Origin of the sequence: Bacillus sp. JCM 19034 (genome assembly GCF_001310635.1) — a bacterium.
In the GTDB taxonomy this organism is placed as follows: Bacteria; Bacillota; Bacilli; order Bacillales; family Bacillaceae_D; genus Halalkalibacter.
Genome location: NZ_BAXR01000027.1, coordinates 1 through 15,515 on the forward strand (window position 1 = coordinate 1; position 15,515 = coordinate 15,515).

At 38.1% G+C, this 15,515-nt stretch carries 18 protein-coding genes; 3 read left to right on the forward strand and 15 right to left on the reverse strand.

Going from position 1 to position 15,515, the window contains the following annotated elements; genetic code table 11:
* Positions 1-212: 212 nt before the first annotated feature.
* Positions 213-464, reverse strand: coding sequence for a hypothetical protein (locus tag JCM19034_RS19115; RefSeq protein WP_062052314.1), 252 nt, complete (start codon positions 462-464; stop codon positions 213-215).
* 94 nt (positions 465-558) lie between these two features.
* On the opposite strand from JCM19034_RS19115, the gene JCM19034_RS19120 reads away from it, so the two are divergent.
* Complete coding sequence (locus JCM19034_RS19120) at positions 559-900, forward strand: YolD-like family protein (protein WP_062052316.1); 342 nt, start codon at positions 559-561, stop codon at positions 898-900.
* A 66-nt stretch (positions 901-966) separates the two neighbouring features.
* Positions 967-1,803 (forward strand): toll/interleukin-1 receptor domain-containing protein, encoded by an 837-nt coding sequence (locus JCM19034_RS19125; RefSeq protein WP_062052319.1) that lies wholly within the window; start codon positions 967-969, stop codon positions 1,801-1,803.
* On the opposite strand, the gene JCM19034_RS19130 is transcribed toward JCM19034_RS19125, so the two are convergent.
* From JCM19034_RS19130 to JCM19034_RS19175, 10 genes are all read right to left on the reverse strand, one after another.
* On the reverse strand, positions 1,796-2,023 hold the full coding sequence (locus JCM19034_RS19130; RefSeq protein ID WP_062052320.1) for a hypothetical protein: 228 nt from the start codon (positions 2,021-2,023) through the stop codon (positions 1,796-1,798). The two genes, JCM19034_RS19125 and JCM19034_RS19130, sit on opposite strands and share 8 nt — an antisense overlap.
* Before the next feature lie 54 nt (positions 2,024-2,077).
* Positions 2,078-2,398 (reverse strand): peptidoglycan-binding protein, encoded by a 321-nt coding sequence (locus JCM19034_RS19135; protein WP_156324067.1) that lies wholly within the window; start codon positions 2,396-2,398, stop codon positions 2,078-2,080.
* A gap of 47 nt (positions 2,399-2,445) precedes the next feature.
* Positions 2,446-3,042 (reverse strand): N-acetylmuramoyl-L-alanine amidase family protein, encoded by a 597-nt coding sequence (locus JCM19034_RS19140; protein ID WP_062052324.1) that lies wholly within the window; start codon positions 3,040-3,042, stop codon positions 2,446-2,448.
* Between the two features lie 16 nt (positions 3,043-3,058).
* Positions 3,059-3,493 (reverse strand): holin family protein, encoded by a 435-nt coding sequence (locus JCM19034_RS19145; protein WP_231687050.1) that lies wholly within the window; start codon positions 3,491-3,493, stop codon positions 3,059-3,061.
* Positions 3,494-3,564: 71 nt separating this feature from the next.
* The gene (locus tag JCM19034_RS19150) at positions 3,565-3,819 is read right to left on the reverse strand and encodes a hypothetical protein (protein WP_231687051.1); all 255 of its coding nucleotides are present in this window, start codon (positions 3,817-3,819) and stop codon (positions 3,565-3,567) included.
* The gene (locus tag JCM19034_RS19155; protein ID WP_062052330.1) at positions 3,819-4,241 is read right to left on the reverse strand and encodes a hypothetical protein; all 423 of its coding nucleotides are present in this window, start codon (positions 4,239-4,241) and stop codon (positions 3,819-3,821) included. Before JCM19034_RS19155 ends, JCM19034_RS19150 begins: the two co-directional genes overlap by 1 nt.
* Entirely contained in the window at positions 4,238-4,417 is a 180-nt protein-coding gene (locus JCM19034_RS19160; protein WP_062052332.1) for a hypothetical protein, read from the reverse strand. Before JCM19034_RS19160 ends, JCM19034_RS19155 begins: the two co-directional genes overlap by 4 nt.
* Entirely contained in the window at positions 4,384-7,293 is a 2,910-nt protein-coding gene (locus tag JCM19034_RS19165; protein WP_062052334.1) for a gp58-like family protein, read from the reverse strand. Before JCM19034_RS19165 ends, JCM19034_RS19160 begins: the two co-directional genes overlap by 34 nt.
* The gene (locus tag JCM19034_RS19170) at positions 7,290-7,859 is read right to left on the reverse strand and encodes a hypothetical protein (RefSeq protein WP_062052336.1); all 570 of its coding nucleotides are present in this window, start codon (positions 7,857-7,859) and stop codon (positions 7,290-7,292) included. Before JCM19034_RS19170 ends, JCM19034_RS19165 begins: the two co-directional genes overlap by 4 nt.
* Positions 7,820-9,178 (reverse strand): prophage endopeptidase tail family protein, encoded by a 1,359-nt coding sequence (locus JCM19034_RS19175; protein WP_062052338.1) that lies wholly within the window; start codon positions 9,176-9,178, stop codon positions 7,820-7,822. Before JCM19034_RS19175 ends, JCM19034_RS19170 begins: the two co-directional genes overlap by 40 nt.
* A 177-nt stretch (positions 9,179-9,355) precedes the next feature.
* On the opposite strand from JCM19034_RS19175, the gene JCM19034_RS19180 reads away from it, so the two are divergent.
* On the forward strand, positions 9,356-10,111 hold the full coding sequence (locus tag JCM19034_RS19180) for a DUF4393 domain-containing protein (RefSeq protein WP_062052340.1): 756 nt from the start codon (positions 9,356-9,358) through the stop codon (positions 10,109-10,111).
* Positions 10,112-10,134: 23 nt separating this feature from the next.
* Here JCM19034_RS19180 and JCM19034_RS19185 read toward each other — a convergent pair whose 3' ends face one another.
* The 4 genes from JCM19034_RS19185 to JCM19034_RS19200 all read right to left on the reverse strand — a co-directional run bounded on the left by JCM19034_RS19185 (position 10,135) and on the right by JCM19034_RS19200 (position 15,432).
* On the reverse strand, positions 10,135-10,833 hold the full coding sequence (locus JCM19034_RS19185; protein ID WP_062052342.1) for a distal tail protein Dit: 699 nt from the start codon (positions 10,831-10,833) through the stop codon (positions 10,135-10,137).
* Between the two features lies 1 nt (position 10,834).
* Positions 10,835-14,395, reverse strand: coding sequence for a tape measure protein (locus JCM19034_RS19190; RefSeq protein WP_062052344.1), 3,561 nt, complete (start codon positions 14,393-14,395; stop codon positions 10,835-10,837).
* Entirely contained in the window at positions 14,396-14,968 is a 573-nt protein-coding gene (locus tag JCM19034_RS19195) for a Gp15 family bacteriophage protein (RefSeq protein ID WP_062052346.1), read from the reverse strand. It lies immediately after the preceding gene.
* 143 nt (positions 14,969-15,111) lie between these two features.
* Positions 15,112-15,432, reverse strand: coding sequence for a hypothetical protein (locus tag JCM19034_RS19200; RefSeq protein WP_062052348.1), 321 nt, complete (start codon positions 15,430-15,432; stop codon positions 15,112-15,114).
* Positions 15,433-15,515 lie beyond the last annotated feature (83 nt).

Sequence of the window (15,515 nt, forward strand, 5' to 3'; positions counted from 1 at the left end):
CTCTAAGGTGTATACATTTTCATTTAAAACGAACTTACTCTCTTTCTTTTTACATCAGCTGCTAATATATTTTCAAGTTTAAAGATTCTTCTTTGTTTTTTGTGATAGCAATAACACACAAGATGAGTTTCATTTACAGTAATTACTCTTACAAACCTTTGAGACATCTGCCTTTATCCGAAAGATAAATAATTTGTAACTTCACATTAGCGTCAGCTGCTCTTTGCAGTAACCCTCTCATTGGTCTCTTCTCCTTTCAACACTCGTAAAGTTCTGGGTTTAGATTCAACCCAATCAACATACCCTTTTTTTCTAAGCTTAACTAAATGTCCGTGCGTAGTAGATGTAGATTTGTGATTAAGTAAATCGGCTAGTTCTCTTGTTGTAGGAGAGTACTTGTTTTTATTTATATATTTATTAATTGTCACTATTACATTTTTCTGCTTGTTGGTTAGTTCATTCATCATGATCACCTCATGTTTATTATATACGAACGTACGTTTCTGTTCAACTTGAAACAGAACATTTGTTTGCGTATAATGTAGATGAGGTGATCTTATGGAAAAATTACAAAGAGGCAACAAACTGTGGCACATGAAATTCGTATTACCGGAACATGATATTGCTCTAAAACATTGGCATGCTGCACAAGATAAAATATCTAAACCTACTCTGGACGAACAAGAGCTTGCAGAGATTGGCCATATAGTCATGGATAGTTTGAGACACGAACTTGAAGTTAAAATTATTTATTGGGTTAATGGTGGCTTTGACGAGATCATTGGAGTGGTCGATCACGTGGATCAGTACGAAAAGTATATAAAAGTAAGGGCAGAGGATGACATTTTAACAATTAATGTTGATTGTTTGATTAGTGTAATTTATTTATCAGGAGAATAGAAACTATCTTTCTACTTGTATTTTGTGGTATATATTTAAAATAAATACTAAATTGGAGGTTGACACATGAGCATATCATTTTTAGAAACAAAGCTAAAAAGGCTACACAGGGAATTAAATACATTAGAAAGTCAACGTGCATCTGCAATGAAAGATGAAGCAAATGCATTGAAGAAAGTAAACAATGCAAATTCATCTATTTCTAAAACAAAAAACTCGTCCACAATTAATAGTAAATTAAGAGAAATTGATAGAGAAAATAAAAAAATTCAAAAAGCAAAGGAGAAACAATCTGATCTGTTAAATAAAATCAACAAAAAGAATACAGAAATTAATAATACATCTCTTGAATTATCTAAAAATAGACAGAAAGAACAGGAAAAAGCGTTTGAACTTCAAGAAATGAGAATTAGAGAATATGAAAACCAACAACAAACATTGTTATCTAATGCTACCGTACAAAATGAACTTTTACCCGAGCAGGAAGAAAGCAAAGAATATGATGTTTTCATCTCCCATTCCGCCGATGATAAAGATGACTTTGTAGAAGAGTTAGCCAATTTATTAAATGAATCTGGAATAAAAACCTGGTATGATTCAAATGATATCCCATGGGGTGGCAGTATCCGTCAAGAAATTGATAAAGGTCTTTCTAGTTCTCGTTACGGTATTGTTGTAATATCCCCTTCCTTTATAAAAAAGTATTGGACAAACTATGAACTAGATGGAATTTTATCTAAGCAAAGTAGTACTGGTGAACAAATGATACTACCAATTTGGCATAACGTTACCGCAGATATAGTAAAAGAATACAGCCCTTCTATTTCAAATATAAATGCTCTTAACTCGGCATTTATTACTAAGTCGGAGATAGTAGAAAATTTAAAGAAATTACTTAAATAATTTGATTTCTCACTAGTAACGCAATAATACGATAATAATCGTAACTTCCATAAGTATCTGTTTTTAGGAATGGATATGGTACTTCTCCCTTATCACCTACTTTTTTTAGAGGATCTTTTGCCCATTCAGGCACAGTTGATATTAAAATGTTTTCCAAAACACTTATCTTTAGTTGTAGTTCCTTTATTTCATTTTCCAGTTGTTGAATTTTTTGACTCACACTACATTCTCCTTTTATTATTAGCCCCTCACTACAGTGAAGGGCTATTTTTTATTATCTGAATAACCGTCCCCAAGTCTGCTGACCAACAATACCGTCCACAGTAATACCTTGTGCACGTTGAAAATCACGTACAGCTTTCTCTGTTCCACCGCCAAAAATACCATCAAGTGGACCAGGATTAAACCCTTTAATGTAGAGCAACGCTTGCAGTACTCGTGTAAGATTCCCTCTCGCACCATTACGAACAGTGACTAGCTTAGAACGTGTTTTAGGACCCATAATCCCATCTACTACTAATTTTGCATGAAACTGACGATTAAGCTCACTTTGTAGCACACGAATTAATCCACCTAGTGTTTGTGGACCCGGCAATCCATCAATTGTAATCTTAAATCCGAAATTATTTACCCATTTTTGGATTACACGTACAAAAGCATCACCAGTTGGCTTTGTAGCTGTTGTGGACGACTTAGGCTTGTTAGCTTCTCAGGAGCTTTTTTCACGTCACCCTTTACTTGCTTTCCTTTCCTCTCAATCATCTCTAAAAAGTCAGACCAAGAGATGCCATCTTTCGCAGCTCTTAATTGTGCAGGACAATTCTTATTTGCCCAATCAGCATGTTGCTTAACATCTTTGATAGATAAGTCATGCTTGTCCATTAAATGCTTAATAAGAGTAGCACCAAGTTCCAATGTCTTTTTGTAATCAGAATCACTATTGATACACAATTCAACGTGAATCGAAGTCGTGTTACCTGGTCCACGACCATCAGTAGCAGCCCAGCACATCACGTCATCATCAAACGACTGAATAATATCTTTGTCATCTACTTGGTAATGCCAACTAGCTTGACGGCTATTGAGCCTAGATTGCAAATTAGCATGAGCTTGTGCATTTGCCCCTTTATTTGTGTTTCCTGTTTGGTGGACAGTGATTGACGTCTTTTTATTACCGCGTCCATACGATCGTTGGTTAACAACAGAATGTGATACTAATTGCTTTTTGATTGCAACCATAATTACTTATCCCCCTTCAATTTTTCTCCACATCTGATCCAATGACTTCTTTTTTTATTTCCTGTGTCAAGGTCGGACTTTTCTTTGATTCCATCACTTTCAATTTTTCCGCTAGACTGGTTGGAACTAACACATCAATTTCAGCCATGTTTTCTAAAATGGATAATCCTTCATTTGCAATATAAAAAAGAACGGTTGCGTATGTAATCGCACCGCCCATCCCTAATATTTGATCCACCACATTGGCCAAGATGATCACGACCAAAATCATTAACTTACGTGCATAGCCAAACAATGACTTCCTACTCCACAGGTTACCTTTTTTAATGGCCTTAAAGACACCTGTTAAAATGTCTAAAGCCATCAGTAACAACAGCAAGTGTAAAAACTTCACATCTCCAAACAAGTACATTCTAACCACGTCTAAACTCTCTAAATTAAACATAACCATTTTCTCCATCTCCTTTAATTTAAAAAGGAGCTAGCAACTGCTAGCCCTATTTTGACCATAATAAAAAAGCCTTACTGATCGGCTCCAGGTACATCTTCTGTGTCGCTATTTAAACGTGCAACAATTTTTTGACGAGTAAACTCCTGCAACCCTTCCATGCCTTGCCCAGCATACGTAAAGTACTCATCCATCGTCCCCACAACATAACCACTCAAATTAATTTCACCCTGTTGATCGACACCTCTAAAATCGACACGGACCGTATCATCACTATTGAACCTTGTACCATTTACTTGTATCTGCAATTTCTCAATAAGTCCCATCATTATTCATCTCCTTCCTTATTTTCAAATGCTTCGACCAATAAAAAATGAGCCTCTGCATCTTTGTCAGAAAGCTCTTTGTTATAGTCGTTGACTACTTCTTCTACTGTTTTCAATGCTGTTTCTAAGTTCTTGTCATCGACTACGAAATACTCTTGATACAATTCTTCTTGTTGTTTTCTGAATTCCTTCTTGTCTTTGTCCTCCTTAATCTTGAAACCACCTCCTTGCGTTGGTACTAATTCCCCTTGCTCATCCAGTTCAGCATATGATTTCAACAACTCCAATTCTTCTTCAGCAAACTTCTTATTCTGCTCTTCCAGAACTTTTACGATTCGCATACGATGCACCGATTTTTTACCTTTCAGCGATATCTTCTTCAAAAAGTCTGCTGCAACCTTCAAGTCTTTATATTGTAATTTCATGCTACATTCTCCTCTAATTGTTTTATTTTCATTTCTAAATACTGAATTTTGAGCTTAAGATTATTAACCTCGTCATTAACTTTTACGTCTAACTCCTGGATTGCTCTGATTGTTGGTGCTATTAACTGTTCATATCGAACACTTAAAAATCCATCTTCATCAGACCGTTGCACCATTTATAATCATCTAACGAGCCATGCGTATCTAAAGCTGACAAAATGTTTTGTGCTACAACGCCCGTGTTTGTCCCATCCTTATCTCTTGTGAGTTGGTACGTTACGGTTTCAATACTATTAATAAAATCTAGCCCTAGTGTATTAGCTTTAATATCTGTTTTTAATCTCGAATCAGATACAACGACTGGATTATTGCGTAGATAAATGTTACGTATTGCATGAGTTTGTGAATTCTCCCCGATTTGGTAGTTATAACTCCCTCCATTTAATCCTCTTAATGTGATGTCTCTACCTTGTCCTGAATAAGCTGATTCGAGCCGCCAACCACTTAGCTGGTTCGTCGTATTTCTTACGACAAAGGTTTGTCTGACATATAATTGATTAAGCGTTCTAATGTCATAAGCATAGTCAACCGCACTATTCATAAAGGACATAGTTGGATTATTTCCAGACCAGTCAAATGTAACACCTTTCTCAAATCCGGTTGCTTGATTACGCAATTGCACTCTATTTCCATTGAGGCTGATTGCCGCATCATCATTAGCGATAGCAGCACTAGTGTTTACGATTAACCCTGTAAAAAATTGATTTAATGTATCTAATTCGCTTGCCCCAGTTGTCCCAATATAAACAAATGGGTAGCGACCTCCAATACGATTCCCGACACCCATACCAGCAGACCGTGTTAATGATGATGTACTGTCATACAAACGATACGTAATACGGTTACCAGGATCGTCAAAATCAATTTTAGCTCCGTTAGCAATCGTTAGATTGGCATTTTGCATCGTTAAATTACCCGTATTGAGATTAAGGTCCATGTTATTATTGTTACTTAGTAAACGACCTGCTCGCACTGTGCCTAAGTTAGAAGATACAGCAGACAAATTCGCCACGTTCAAATGATCAGCTGTAATCGTACCAGCTGTAATACGATTACCGTTTAACGTGTTTACTTGGATACGGTTCCCATGCATCGTTCCGGTTGTGATCTTAGTAGCTGACAAATTCGCAATGTGTGCGTTTTGGATAATCCCGTTATCGATTAGCGTTAAGCCATCTAGGTGTATGAGGCTACCTTGTATACGGATACCTTCTTTCGATAGGTTGATTGCTGATACGATACCATCAACATCAACTTTAAGTTCTATCTTATCTGCTAGTTGAGTGATAGAGGATTCAGCTCGACTAACTCTACTCAAGGCTAAAGAACCATCGTTATTCCCAAAGTCAACTGTTCCATCCTTAATTGTGAAAGTAACGTCTAACCATCCCCCATAATTAATGGTTGTACCTACTGGACGGAAATATTCAAGACCTGCTCCTTCACCCATTCCGGGAATACCTATTAGGATATAGTTAGCTCCACCGCCCCAACCCTCACTCTCATTAAAGATTTCTCGAGATCCACCACATCTACGAATTTGTGCTGGTAGCCCCCCAGCTAATCTATTCCTTTCTGGAGAGTGTCCGGCTATTAGGATCACCAAATAGTTCTCATCATACCGAGCTAAGTCATTAGCCAATCTAGTAGCTTCTGTATTGGTAGTATAAACATCATATAATTTTCTTAAAACCCAATTTTCAGTTGATCTATTCATCACATATAAAATATATGAACGATCACTAGAACTTGTAGGCGCATTTTCGTAACTTATATGATTTCCTTCTTCATCATGAAGTCCAGAAGTAACAGGGTAGCGATTATTTCCTCCTCCATTCCAAGCCCTAGCTACTGCCCTGAAGAGTTTACCTTTCCTATCTAATCCATTATTAAGCTGGGTCAAAGTAATTCTTTGTGTAATAGCTTCTGCATTATGTTCAATTGAAGATTCGGCATCATTCAACCTAGTAATAACTCCATTTTGATCGGTACTATACTGAGAGACAGTCACTCTTTGTGTTATGGCTTCTGCATTCTGCTCGATTGAACTTTCCGCATGAGTTAGTCTAGTTAGAGTATTTTCATGATAGTTATTAAATTGTACATTCCCTCCGTTTATGATTAGCTGAACGTCTAACCACGGAACATCAGTAGAAGACAAGTACTCGTTACCCTTACCTTCACCCATTCCTGCTATTCCAACTAGAATATACTCTTTTCTTGTATTACCCCATGCAACTTCGAATACATCCCTAGACCCACCACATCTATAAATGGCCTTAGGTAAGCCATTAGTTAGCCGATTCTGCTCAGCGGCATGAGCTCCTACCAATATAATTAATTTGTCATTCCCTAGACTGTTAAGGTGCTCTGCTAAAAGTAAAGCCTCATTCTCGTCGGTATAAATGTCATATCGGGTATGACTTTCCCATGTCCTAGAAGATCTATCATAAATGCTTAAAGTATATGATCGGTCATTACCGGAACTATCACCCCATAAAGTTGTATCCCCTCTGTAAAGACCGGACATCTTGTGGTACCTTTGGAATCCTGAATTGTTGTATCTAACTGAGACTATACGGTAGATTTCTATTTGCTCAAATTCGGTTCTCGTCACCCTTTGCTTAATTGCTTCTGCATTCTGCTCGATTGAGCTTTCTGCTCGAGATACCCTGTTTATAACACCATTAAGGTCATACTGAAGGGAACTAACACTAGAGGACATACCATCCACAGATACCCTTAAGGTAGCTACATCACTAGATAAATTAGTTATCCTACCGTCTACTTGCTTTAGTTCTTCGCTACTAACCTTCATCTCGATTTCGCCAGCAAGTATCTGTAGTGTCGTATTCATAGAGCTGATGTTCCCAGACAAGGTATCAACTTCATCTTGACTCGCCTTTAGAGATATAGCTTCTGCATTAGCCTCAATCTGTATCTGTTGATTTTGGATCGTATCATCAATGACCGACAACTCGTCGATGGTCAAAGACAACCTACCTCTATGTCATCAATCTCAGTCTCGATAGTAACAATTTTACCATCCGCTTCGGCTAATGCTTGTTCATTTTGTGCCACTCGCTCACGTAAATTATCGGAAATGGTTGTTAGGTTATCGACCGTGTCTGTGACAAATCTGATCTCCTCATCCATTAACCTAAATTGCCCATCTACGTAATCAAGATTTGCCTTTTCTGCCAAGTCTTCCAACAGTTCTCTTTGTATGCGTTCCACTTCTTTATCCGTGTATACTCTCGCTTCTTGTTCTAAGAGTTTACGAGCATGTTCCGAAATGTTTTCAAAATCTACACCGCCCTCACCAATGATATCACTTATGCGATTTAACTCACGTAAGTGTTTCGCTAGATCGGGACCAAACAGAATATCGTCACTAATTACTCGATGTGTAGAAGCTGTCACTTTCACTGACCAGTCACTAGGAGTGTCTTGATAATTTACAGCTCTTACATAGTAATACCAGGTTTGATCGGTACCGACCGTATGAGCAAAAGCACTTACTTGACCACGCCATAATAGATGTTGACTTTCCGGCACAAAATCTTTGACTTGGGATCCGTATACTTCATAGTGCTTGATAAAAATTTCATCGGCGTAGTCCAATACAGCTGTATTACTTCAATTCCACCTTCTGCTCGTAGGTTCACAGGTCTGGATGGTTTAATGTTTGGGTAACTTTTGTCTGTTACTTGTTGTGGACGATTTCCAATCCTTTCTATTTCATTCTCTAACTCTTCAATACGATCATCGTCCAAATTTAAAAATTGCCCCATCTCTACGACTGCTGTGTTATCCGGATCCATCAGATCATATTCAACTGCTATCACGCGAGCCTGTATTTCAATCGGTCTGCTAAAATAACGATCAATTGCAATAGCTGTATCACCAAGACTTACTCTGTCCTCAAATAAATCAACCGAAAGCTTATATAAAACCTCCGGCTGTTGCTCAGTTTGCAATTGTTGCCATGTAGCTTTTAAGAGTTCAACACGATCCTCAATGTCATGGTTACTATATTGACCTTTACGGTGGATCCGTACTCCATCTTTTAATCGACCGTATTTTTGTAATGCTTTAGGATCACCGACCCATTTTTGACCTCGAGGTTTGTCAACTGGATCTCCTTTTGCAACTGACCATTCTACGTCACTAAAATCAATATAACGTGTATAACCACCACCATCAGTTTCTAGTGACGCTCCCCAACCGTATAATGCAGTCTTGGGATAACTCAATACAGTACGCTGTATCTCGGTTATATTGTGATCAATCTCAAAACGCTGTCCGTGATCCTTACCCAACCTTTGTACAAGCTTGGTCTTACGAGCGACAATATTATTTTCCTCGTTAAACTCAACGACATCTTTAATGTCACCGCCCCACGTATTTCGTATCTTCCAAATAGCGTTGATCGATGACAGGTGGTAAAAGTTTGTGCTTGCAAGCCCTAAGTTCACTTCGACTTCACCAGTATAGCGGGTACCTTGAAGAGCTGCATCCATCGCTTCTTGTGCTTCTTTATCCGAAAAACGACGATCTTCAATGACATTGTCACTTAGTTCGTCCACAAAATTGGGTTCGCATGTTGCAGTTGTTTGTGGACCATCTATATTGTCGATGTCGTCTAACTCCTTGATGACGTACAATCTTAGATCGCCTTCACGATCACGAAAAACTACCTGATGTTCTTCTTTGACGTATTGGGCGTTCTCGCTATCAGCTTCAATGGTAAAAGAAAAAGGCGTGTCAGGCACACGGTTTAATTCCTCCCGTACTGTTGCACTGACAAGCCCTGTATCCTCACTAATAATAGTAAGTAATTTGTCATCTCGGTCAAAAATGTAGATTTCTGACATTTTTTTCTCCTCTCTATAAAATTCTTCAATTAAACTAATCCTTTTTGATCTGACTAAAAGCAATAGTTAACCAAAATCCTAGTAAAAATATAAACCAAGTTGTCAAAAAAGGATGATTGTATACTGTTTCCATTTCCAATTCTCCTTTATAATGTATTTAAATAAGGAGGTGAAACCATGGATATAAACATAGTCCCTAAATTTATTGACAACGCTCTATCTCCCCCAGCAAAAGCAGCAGGCGATACTCTTACTAACCTTTGGGAACTAGGTGTCGGTAACCACCTTAGACTTTGGGTTAAGAAGCAAGAAACAAGACACCAAAAAAACCTTGAACTCTATAAACAAAAAATTGAAGAAAAAACACAAGCTATACCACCAGAGAATATTACTGAACCTAATATTAGTATAGTAGGTCCAGCTATCGAAGCTTCTAAATACTACATAGATTCTGAAGAACTTCGAAATATGTTTGCTAATTTAATTGCTTCATCTATAGATAAAACGAAAATTGACGGTACTCATCCATCTTTTGTAGAAATCATTAAACAGTTAGATTCCTTAGACGCACAAAACATAGAGCGATTTAAAAACAAAAAATCATATGCTTTATGTGAGATAAGAGCAAATTTTAATGATGGAGAAGGTTACAATCCAATTTTAACTAACATATTTGAACCTACTATGGATCATAAAAATTATTATGCGATATCTAGTTCTTTAAATAATCTGAATAGATTAGGTTTACTAAATATATCTTATAGTATTTATCGTCCTGATTTTAATTACGATAAATTTAAAGAAACGCAGATTTTTAAAACAATTGAAAAACAAGCAGACATATCTCAAGAATACAAAGACTGTGTAATAGGTAAAGGTGCGGTTAGTAAAACACCTTTAGGAGAAAATTTTATAAAAATTTGTCTTAGTTGACCTAGGATACTAGGTCTTTTTTTTTACAAGTATTTCTCATCATATTTAAGCGTACACACATGGATGGCCCTCAACCTAACCTCACCTACATCCAACTCTACAAAATTACTACTCATACTCACAGCGCTCCTTAGATCGTTTCCGTTTAGAGTCACTTTTCGACCGACATAATCGATCTGCAGGACGTCACCAGCTATAAACGAGTAATTGAGTTGCAGGTTTAGACCGTTAGATGCATGTATCTCGAATCTCGATTGAGGTACCGTGAAATTTACTTGGATACTCCACGGTGTTTCGGTTTGTCCTGTGATCGTATGAGTTGCGTTAGATGTTGTCACATTGATTTCTTTACGCTCACCAAATCGATAAGCCTCTGGCAAATAAAAATAAATATATCCAGTTGCATAATACGGAGTATGAATATTTAAATCCATATTCTCATAGTAAGCTAGATAATATCTATTTGGAGTACCACTGAATACTAGCTTTTTAGGTTCATCATGCACTAGCCAAGCGGACATTTCTTCCTCAAGTTCCTCTATACGTCGATCGCTACTAATACGGATCGGTACAGGCAAAGTAGCATCGGTAAACCTTTTTTTCTTTACCCTGCTTCCACCTTTAGCACTTGCTATGGTATTGAACTCTATAGGAGGTGTAGGTGGTCGAAATAGTTCCATACGTACTCTGATGTATTCTTTTTCGGTGCCATTAAAAATCATTCTAAGCACCTCCTGGCTTCGGTCTTCTATTCTTTCTGATTTTGGATCGATCTTGAAGTTTGGTTATATCATCTACTAATTCACTTGCAAGCTTCTTGGTTCCCACGTAAACGTTAATAATAGCTGGTTGTTTTTGATCAGTGATACCTTGACTGCTGTTGCCAGTAGAAGGTAATTTAAATCCTTTTATGGCTTCGGCTACTTGATTACCGGTATTTGTATAAGCCATTCTAGATGTGCCTAGTGCCTGTTCAGGAGTTGATGTCATGACCATTTTATCTGATAGTGTTTCCAGCTCCTTATAAACTGACTTTGCATTTTCTCTTATCCCCAAAGCAATCCCCTCAGGAATAAATCGCCCAACATCATCACGCATTAAACGAGAAGGAGAATGAATTCTCAATGCACTCTTCATGGTACTTGCGACGCTATTGGCAATTGACCTTGCCGTCGACATCACTTGTCCTCTACCAGCTAACAGACCTTGTTTTAAACCAGCCATCGCATTACGACCAACGGAATTTAGCTGAATTGGCGTGCTGTTAAAAGGTCTGATTAAATCAACTGCTAATTTACGCATAACGTTTACTTGATTTGTAGATCCATTTTTTAACCTCGTCAACATATAACTCATAGACATTTGCGTGATAATTGGCAATCGTTTGAGTGATCGTTCAATCTCGTTTACGGCTCGATCATGTCCTTTGGTAATCGATTGAAAGCTTCTTTCCGAACTCCTGATAACATGTTCAAACATTTTCTCGACTGCTTGAATAACTGCTGTGGTACCGTTGATAATGCCCAGGACTAAACCTTCTGTGATGTTGCCACCAAATTCCTCGAACTCTTTAGATGGACTATTTATACGTGCTTGAGCCTTAAATGAATCAGCCACGCCTTTAGCCAGTTTTTTAGAAGCTTCTTCTGCTTGTGGAGTTCCTCCCTCAACTCCATCAACAAGACCTTCAGGGATCATGCTACCTATTTCATCAAAGCCCGACTTTTTAATTTGGTCTCTAAGTGTCTTTGATCCATCGTCAACAAAATGAACCATAACATCCACAGCTTCATCAAAGCCATCACCTAAAGAATTTTTGAGTGCGTCAGTAGCTACGTCCGCACCATTTTCATAAGTTTCGGCTAACTTTTCTAACTCTCTCCTCTGGTCATCATTTGAGCTTTCTAGATTTTCTACCAACATCGCCAATTCCCCAGCATGGTCAGGACCAAGTTGTTCAACCCATTGCATGAAATTCTCATGCCCTTCCTTAGAGGCCCATTCCATTAGCTTTGCTTGATTTTCTCCCCATTCTTCAACGGCCTGTTGATTATGTTCTAAATTCTCTATCATATCCGACAAGCTTATTTCTGATTCGGTGGATATTTTATCAAATGCATTAGTAGCACTATCCACCAACTCATCATAAGTTGCCTTCATACTATCGAATGCTTCTTTTTGAGCTCCTTCTAATTCTTCGTATGAAGTAATCTGACGTAAATTGTTTTCTTCGATTACTTGAGTAACATTTTCAGTAGCTGTGACTATTTGTTCCTCAGTTATTTCTTGTTGTTCCCCTAAATCTTCTAATGCTTCCGTTAATAATTTTTCTTGTTCTATCAAGTCTTCAGTTATCTCTTTTTTCTCACTTCTAGATAGGTTACCATTATCTTCTGCTTCTTTCCTTTTAGCTATCGTATCAGCTAATTGAGCCTCCACTTCCTCTTGCTCTTTTAAGATTTCAGTTAATCTGCTTTGAGCTTCTTGTGCAGTCTCCTGCTCTTTCATGAGATTAATTCGTGCTTGCATTTCTTCTGACGACATACTTAAAGCGTCAGCTTCTTCGTCATATGCTAAATTTAAATCATCTACAGAACTATTTAACTCTTGGATATATGAATTTAATAACGCCTTATCTGCAGCTGATTTATTCTCTTTTTCCGAAAGTTCTTCGATCTTTTTGGCCAAATCGCTATTGACCTTTGCACTGTTTTTGATTTCATCTTGATTCGATTTATAAGCATCCGAACTCTCATCGATGGAGTCGACAAGGGCATCTGTTTCCTCACCAAGTTTCTCTGTTTCTACTTTTAAACGCTTCGCTTCAGCACTTGATCGGTTGAACCACTTGACAATTCCTACTACCGCACCAACAAGTAATCCAATACCAGCTGTAACCCATCCAATAGGACCCATCAAAAATCTGATCGCAGCCCCAAATGCATAAGACGCTGCTGTTGCAATTGTTTTAACTGCTGTTGCTGCCGAAATGGCACCGGTCATCACACCCATTGCTAATGAGCTAGCTTTTATCACTGCTGTCTTTGCTGCTAAGGCGACAGTCATTATTTTTGTTTGAGTAGCGTTGATTAGCGTTGCGGCAGTATTTCCTTTTATAGATGTCGTGTATAAATTCATGGCTGCTGTTGCTAATTTTTTTAATGTTGTTGCAGTAGAAATGACTGCATTAGATGTTTTTATAACTGTAATTGTTTTCCCTATCACCGCATGCATTGCATATGCCGTGGCCATAGCAATTAACGCAGGAGATAGTGCTTTTACAACTGGCAATGTCGCCTGGACACCAGAAGCAAATGCTTTTACAAAAGGTGTAGTCCTATCGATAGCATTACCAATCGCTTGAAAAGAAGCATTTGTAATATGTTTTAAACTGTCAATATTTTGAGCGATATCTTTCCCTGTGACCTCTTTTGATAAACGATCAAATCTCTGAATCATATCAGCTACACCACGAGCTATCGCCGTTCTTACGTTTTGCAAGGAGGTAGCAAGCCCCAAGCTGTTTTCTTTGGCCAACTGTGCCATAATGCCTGTTCCAGTCCCGACTTCAATTAACTTGTCGTTAAACAGATCCATGGTAATAGTTCCATCTTGTAAAGCTTGATATAGATCATCTTTTGCACTTTTGCCAGCAAAACCAAAGCTTTCTGCAATTTTAATTAGACCTACATCCATTGTTTCCTGCAACGTGCGCCATTGCTGCATATCCATATTTCCGGTTTGTAGTGCCTGTAAGTATTGCTCGGTACCTCGTCTTGCTTCGTCAGCACTTGCACCGGAACCTAACAAAGCGTTATTAAGAGCAATTGCCGAATCTGACGCCTTATCCATATCATTAAAAGATGTGTACATACGTTGTGCAGTTGAAGCAATTTCATCTAGTTTGGTGGGCAAACCCTCAATTCCATCTGATAATCGTTCCATAGCACGTTCTGAATCTTCCGCTGAAACCCCAAGCGCTTGTAATACCTTCGGAAATTGGTTGAGTGTGTCAAATCTCTTTATAGCATCATCCATCGATGCTTTTAACGTCTTAAAGGCTGCTGCACCAATCGCAACTAATCCCAATGCTGTCGCAAACTTTTTGACGTTATTGCCGGCTTTCGGTGCTTCCTGGTTCACACCTTTAAGTCCATCTTCTGCCTGTTTTGTTCCGTCACCAGCTTTATACCCTGATGATTCTAAGTTGTCTAACTCTTTTGATGCGACATTAACCTGCTTACCGTCCACCTCAATAGCTATACTAATGACACCATCTGACAACTAATCCACCTCCTCCCTATCATCTTCTAATGCAAATCTACGCTGTAAATCTTCCATAGCTTTCTTATATTCGCCAGAATCCCCTTTGCTTGGTTTCCACGTACGTATTTCGATGATTCTTTTCATGATCGTGTCACTTGGTAGGCCGTTCAATAAAGCCTGAAACTCATGCCAGTGTAGCTTTCCTTGTTCTTCATACAGATTCATTCCGTAAGCTTGCTTAAAAGACGCAAAAATATATTCCGCGTCTTGTTCCAAATCAATCACTTTTTCTTTTTCATCATCGGATTGAACAGGCAATGGATTACCTTTTAAGTCATATTCAATCGGTTGTTCATTTTTAATATGGATAAACTGTTCATAGACGTGGTTCCATAACTCAATTGTGGTTGCCTTGTCATATTGAGCATCACCTAAAAGTAAAGCCAGGCATATCACCGCTCTTTCATGTTCCCTCAGTGTCTTATCACCTAGTACATCAAACACATCTAGCACATTATCAAAAGCTAAATCAATTTGATACTCAATGCCTTCAAATTCAAAGCCAGTGACATGAGGATCGTTCAACCTCATAAACGTCACCTACTTCTTTTTAGCTTTTTTGTTTAAGTATTCATATTTCTTGGCTTCCACTTGCTTTTGACGTTCATCTTCTAGTTCTTCAATTCGCTTAGCAATGGCTAATCCGATGGGATCTAATACTTGTTCAAGTGCTACTATATCTGGATAATGCTCGTAGATTTTTTAAACGCTCCATCACCAAATACGATGTCATATTGAGCAGCAATATACTCTTTATTCACATCTAGTGCTGCATCAACTGTTTCAATTTCAACATCTTCAATATTTTCAAGTTCATCTGGAAAGTGAATGTGCTTCGCTTTTTCTTGAGCTTCTCTTAACTTTTCTTGGGCTATTTCTTCAACGTTAAAAAAATGTCTTAGATTTTCGATAGAACTATCAAACCACAGCTCAACCTCTCCCACTTTCACAGGAAACCCCGTTCGTTTTATATCAATCTTTATTTCGTTTGACATTACAAACCCTCCTCATTAAAAGGAGACACTCTAATAGGGTGTCTCCGCTACTAATCTAATGTTACGGTTGCCCCATCCGTTGA

Coding starts and splice junctions, on each gene's coding strand:
- JCM19034_RS19185 (WP_062052342.1), bottom strand. CDS start 10,833: ATGATTTTTAATGGCACCGAAAAAGAATACATCAGAGTACGTATGGAA.
- JCM19034_RS19145 (WP_231687050.1), bottom strand. CDS start 3,493: ATGGTTATGTTTAATTTAGAGAGTTTAGACGTGGTTAGAATGTACTTG.
- JCM19034_RS19155 (WP_062052330.1), bottom strand. CDS start 4,241: ATGAAATTACAATATAAAGACTTGAAGGTTGCAGCAGACTTTTTGAAG.
- JCM19034_RS19125 (WP_062052319.1), top strand. CDS start 967: ATGAGCATATCATTTTTAGAAACAAAGCTAAAAAGGCTACACAGGGAA.
- JCM19034_RS19200 (WP_062052348.1), bottom strand. CDS start 15,432: ATGTCAAACGAAATAAAGATTGATATAAAACGAACGGGGTTTCCTGTG.
- JCM19034_RS19115 (WP_062052314.1), bottom strand. CDS start 464: ATGAATGAACTAACCAACAAGCAGAAAAATGTAATAGTGACAATTAAT.
- JCM19034_RS19195 (WP_062052346.1), bottom strand. CDS start 14,968: ATGAGGTTGAACGATCCTCATGTCACTGGCTTTGAATTTGAAGGCATT.
- JCM19034_RS19140 (WP_062052324.1), bottom strand. CDS start 3,042: ATGGTTGCAATCAAAAAGCAATTAGTATCACATTCTGTTGTTAACCAA.
- JCM19034_RS19175 (WP_062052338.1), bottom strand. CDS start 9,178: ATGTCAGAAATCTACATTTTTGACCGAGATGACAAATTACTTACTATT.
- JCM19034_RS19160 (WP_062052332.1), bottom strand. CDS start 4,417: ATGGTGCAACGGTCTGATGAAGATGGATTTTTAAGTGTTCGATATGAA.
- JCM19034_RS19180 (WP_062052340.1), top strand. CDS start 9,356: ATGGATATAAACATAGTCCCTAAATTTATTGACAACGCTCTATCTCCC.
- JCM19034_RS19120 (WP_062052316.1), top strand. CDS start 559: ATGGAAAAATTACAAAGAGGCAACAAACTGTGGCACATGAAATTCGTA.
- JCM19034_RS19150 (WP_231687051.1), bottom strand. CDS start 3,819: ATGATGGGACTTATTGAGAAATTGCAGATACAAGTAAATGGTACAAGG.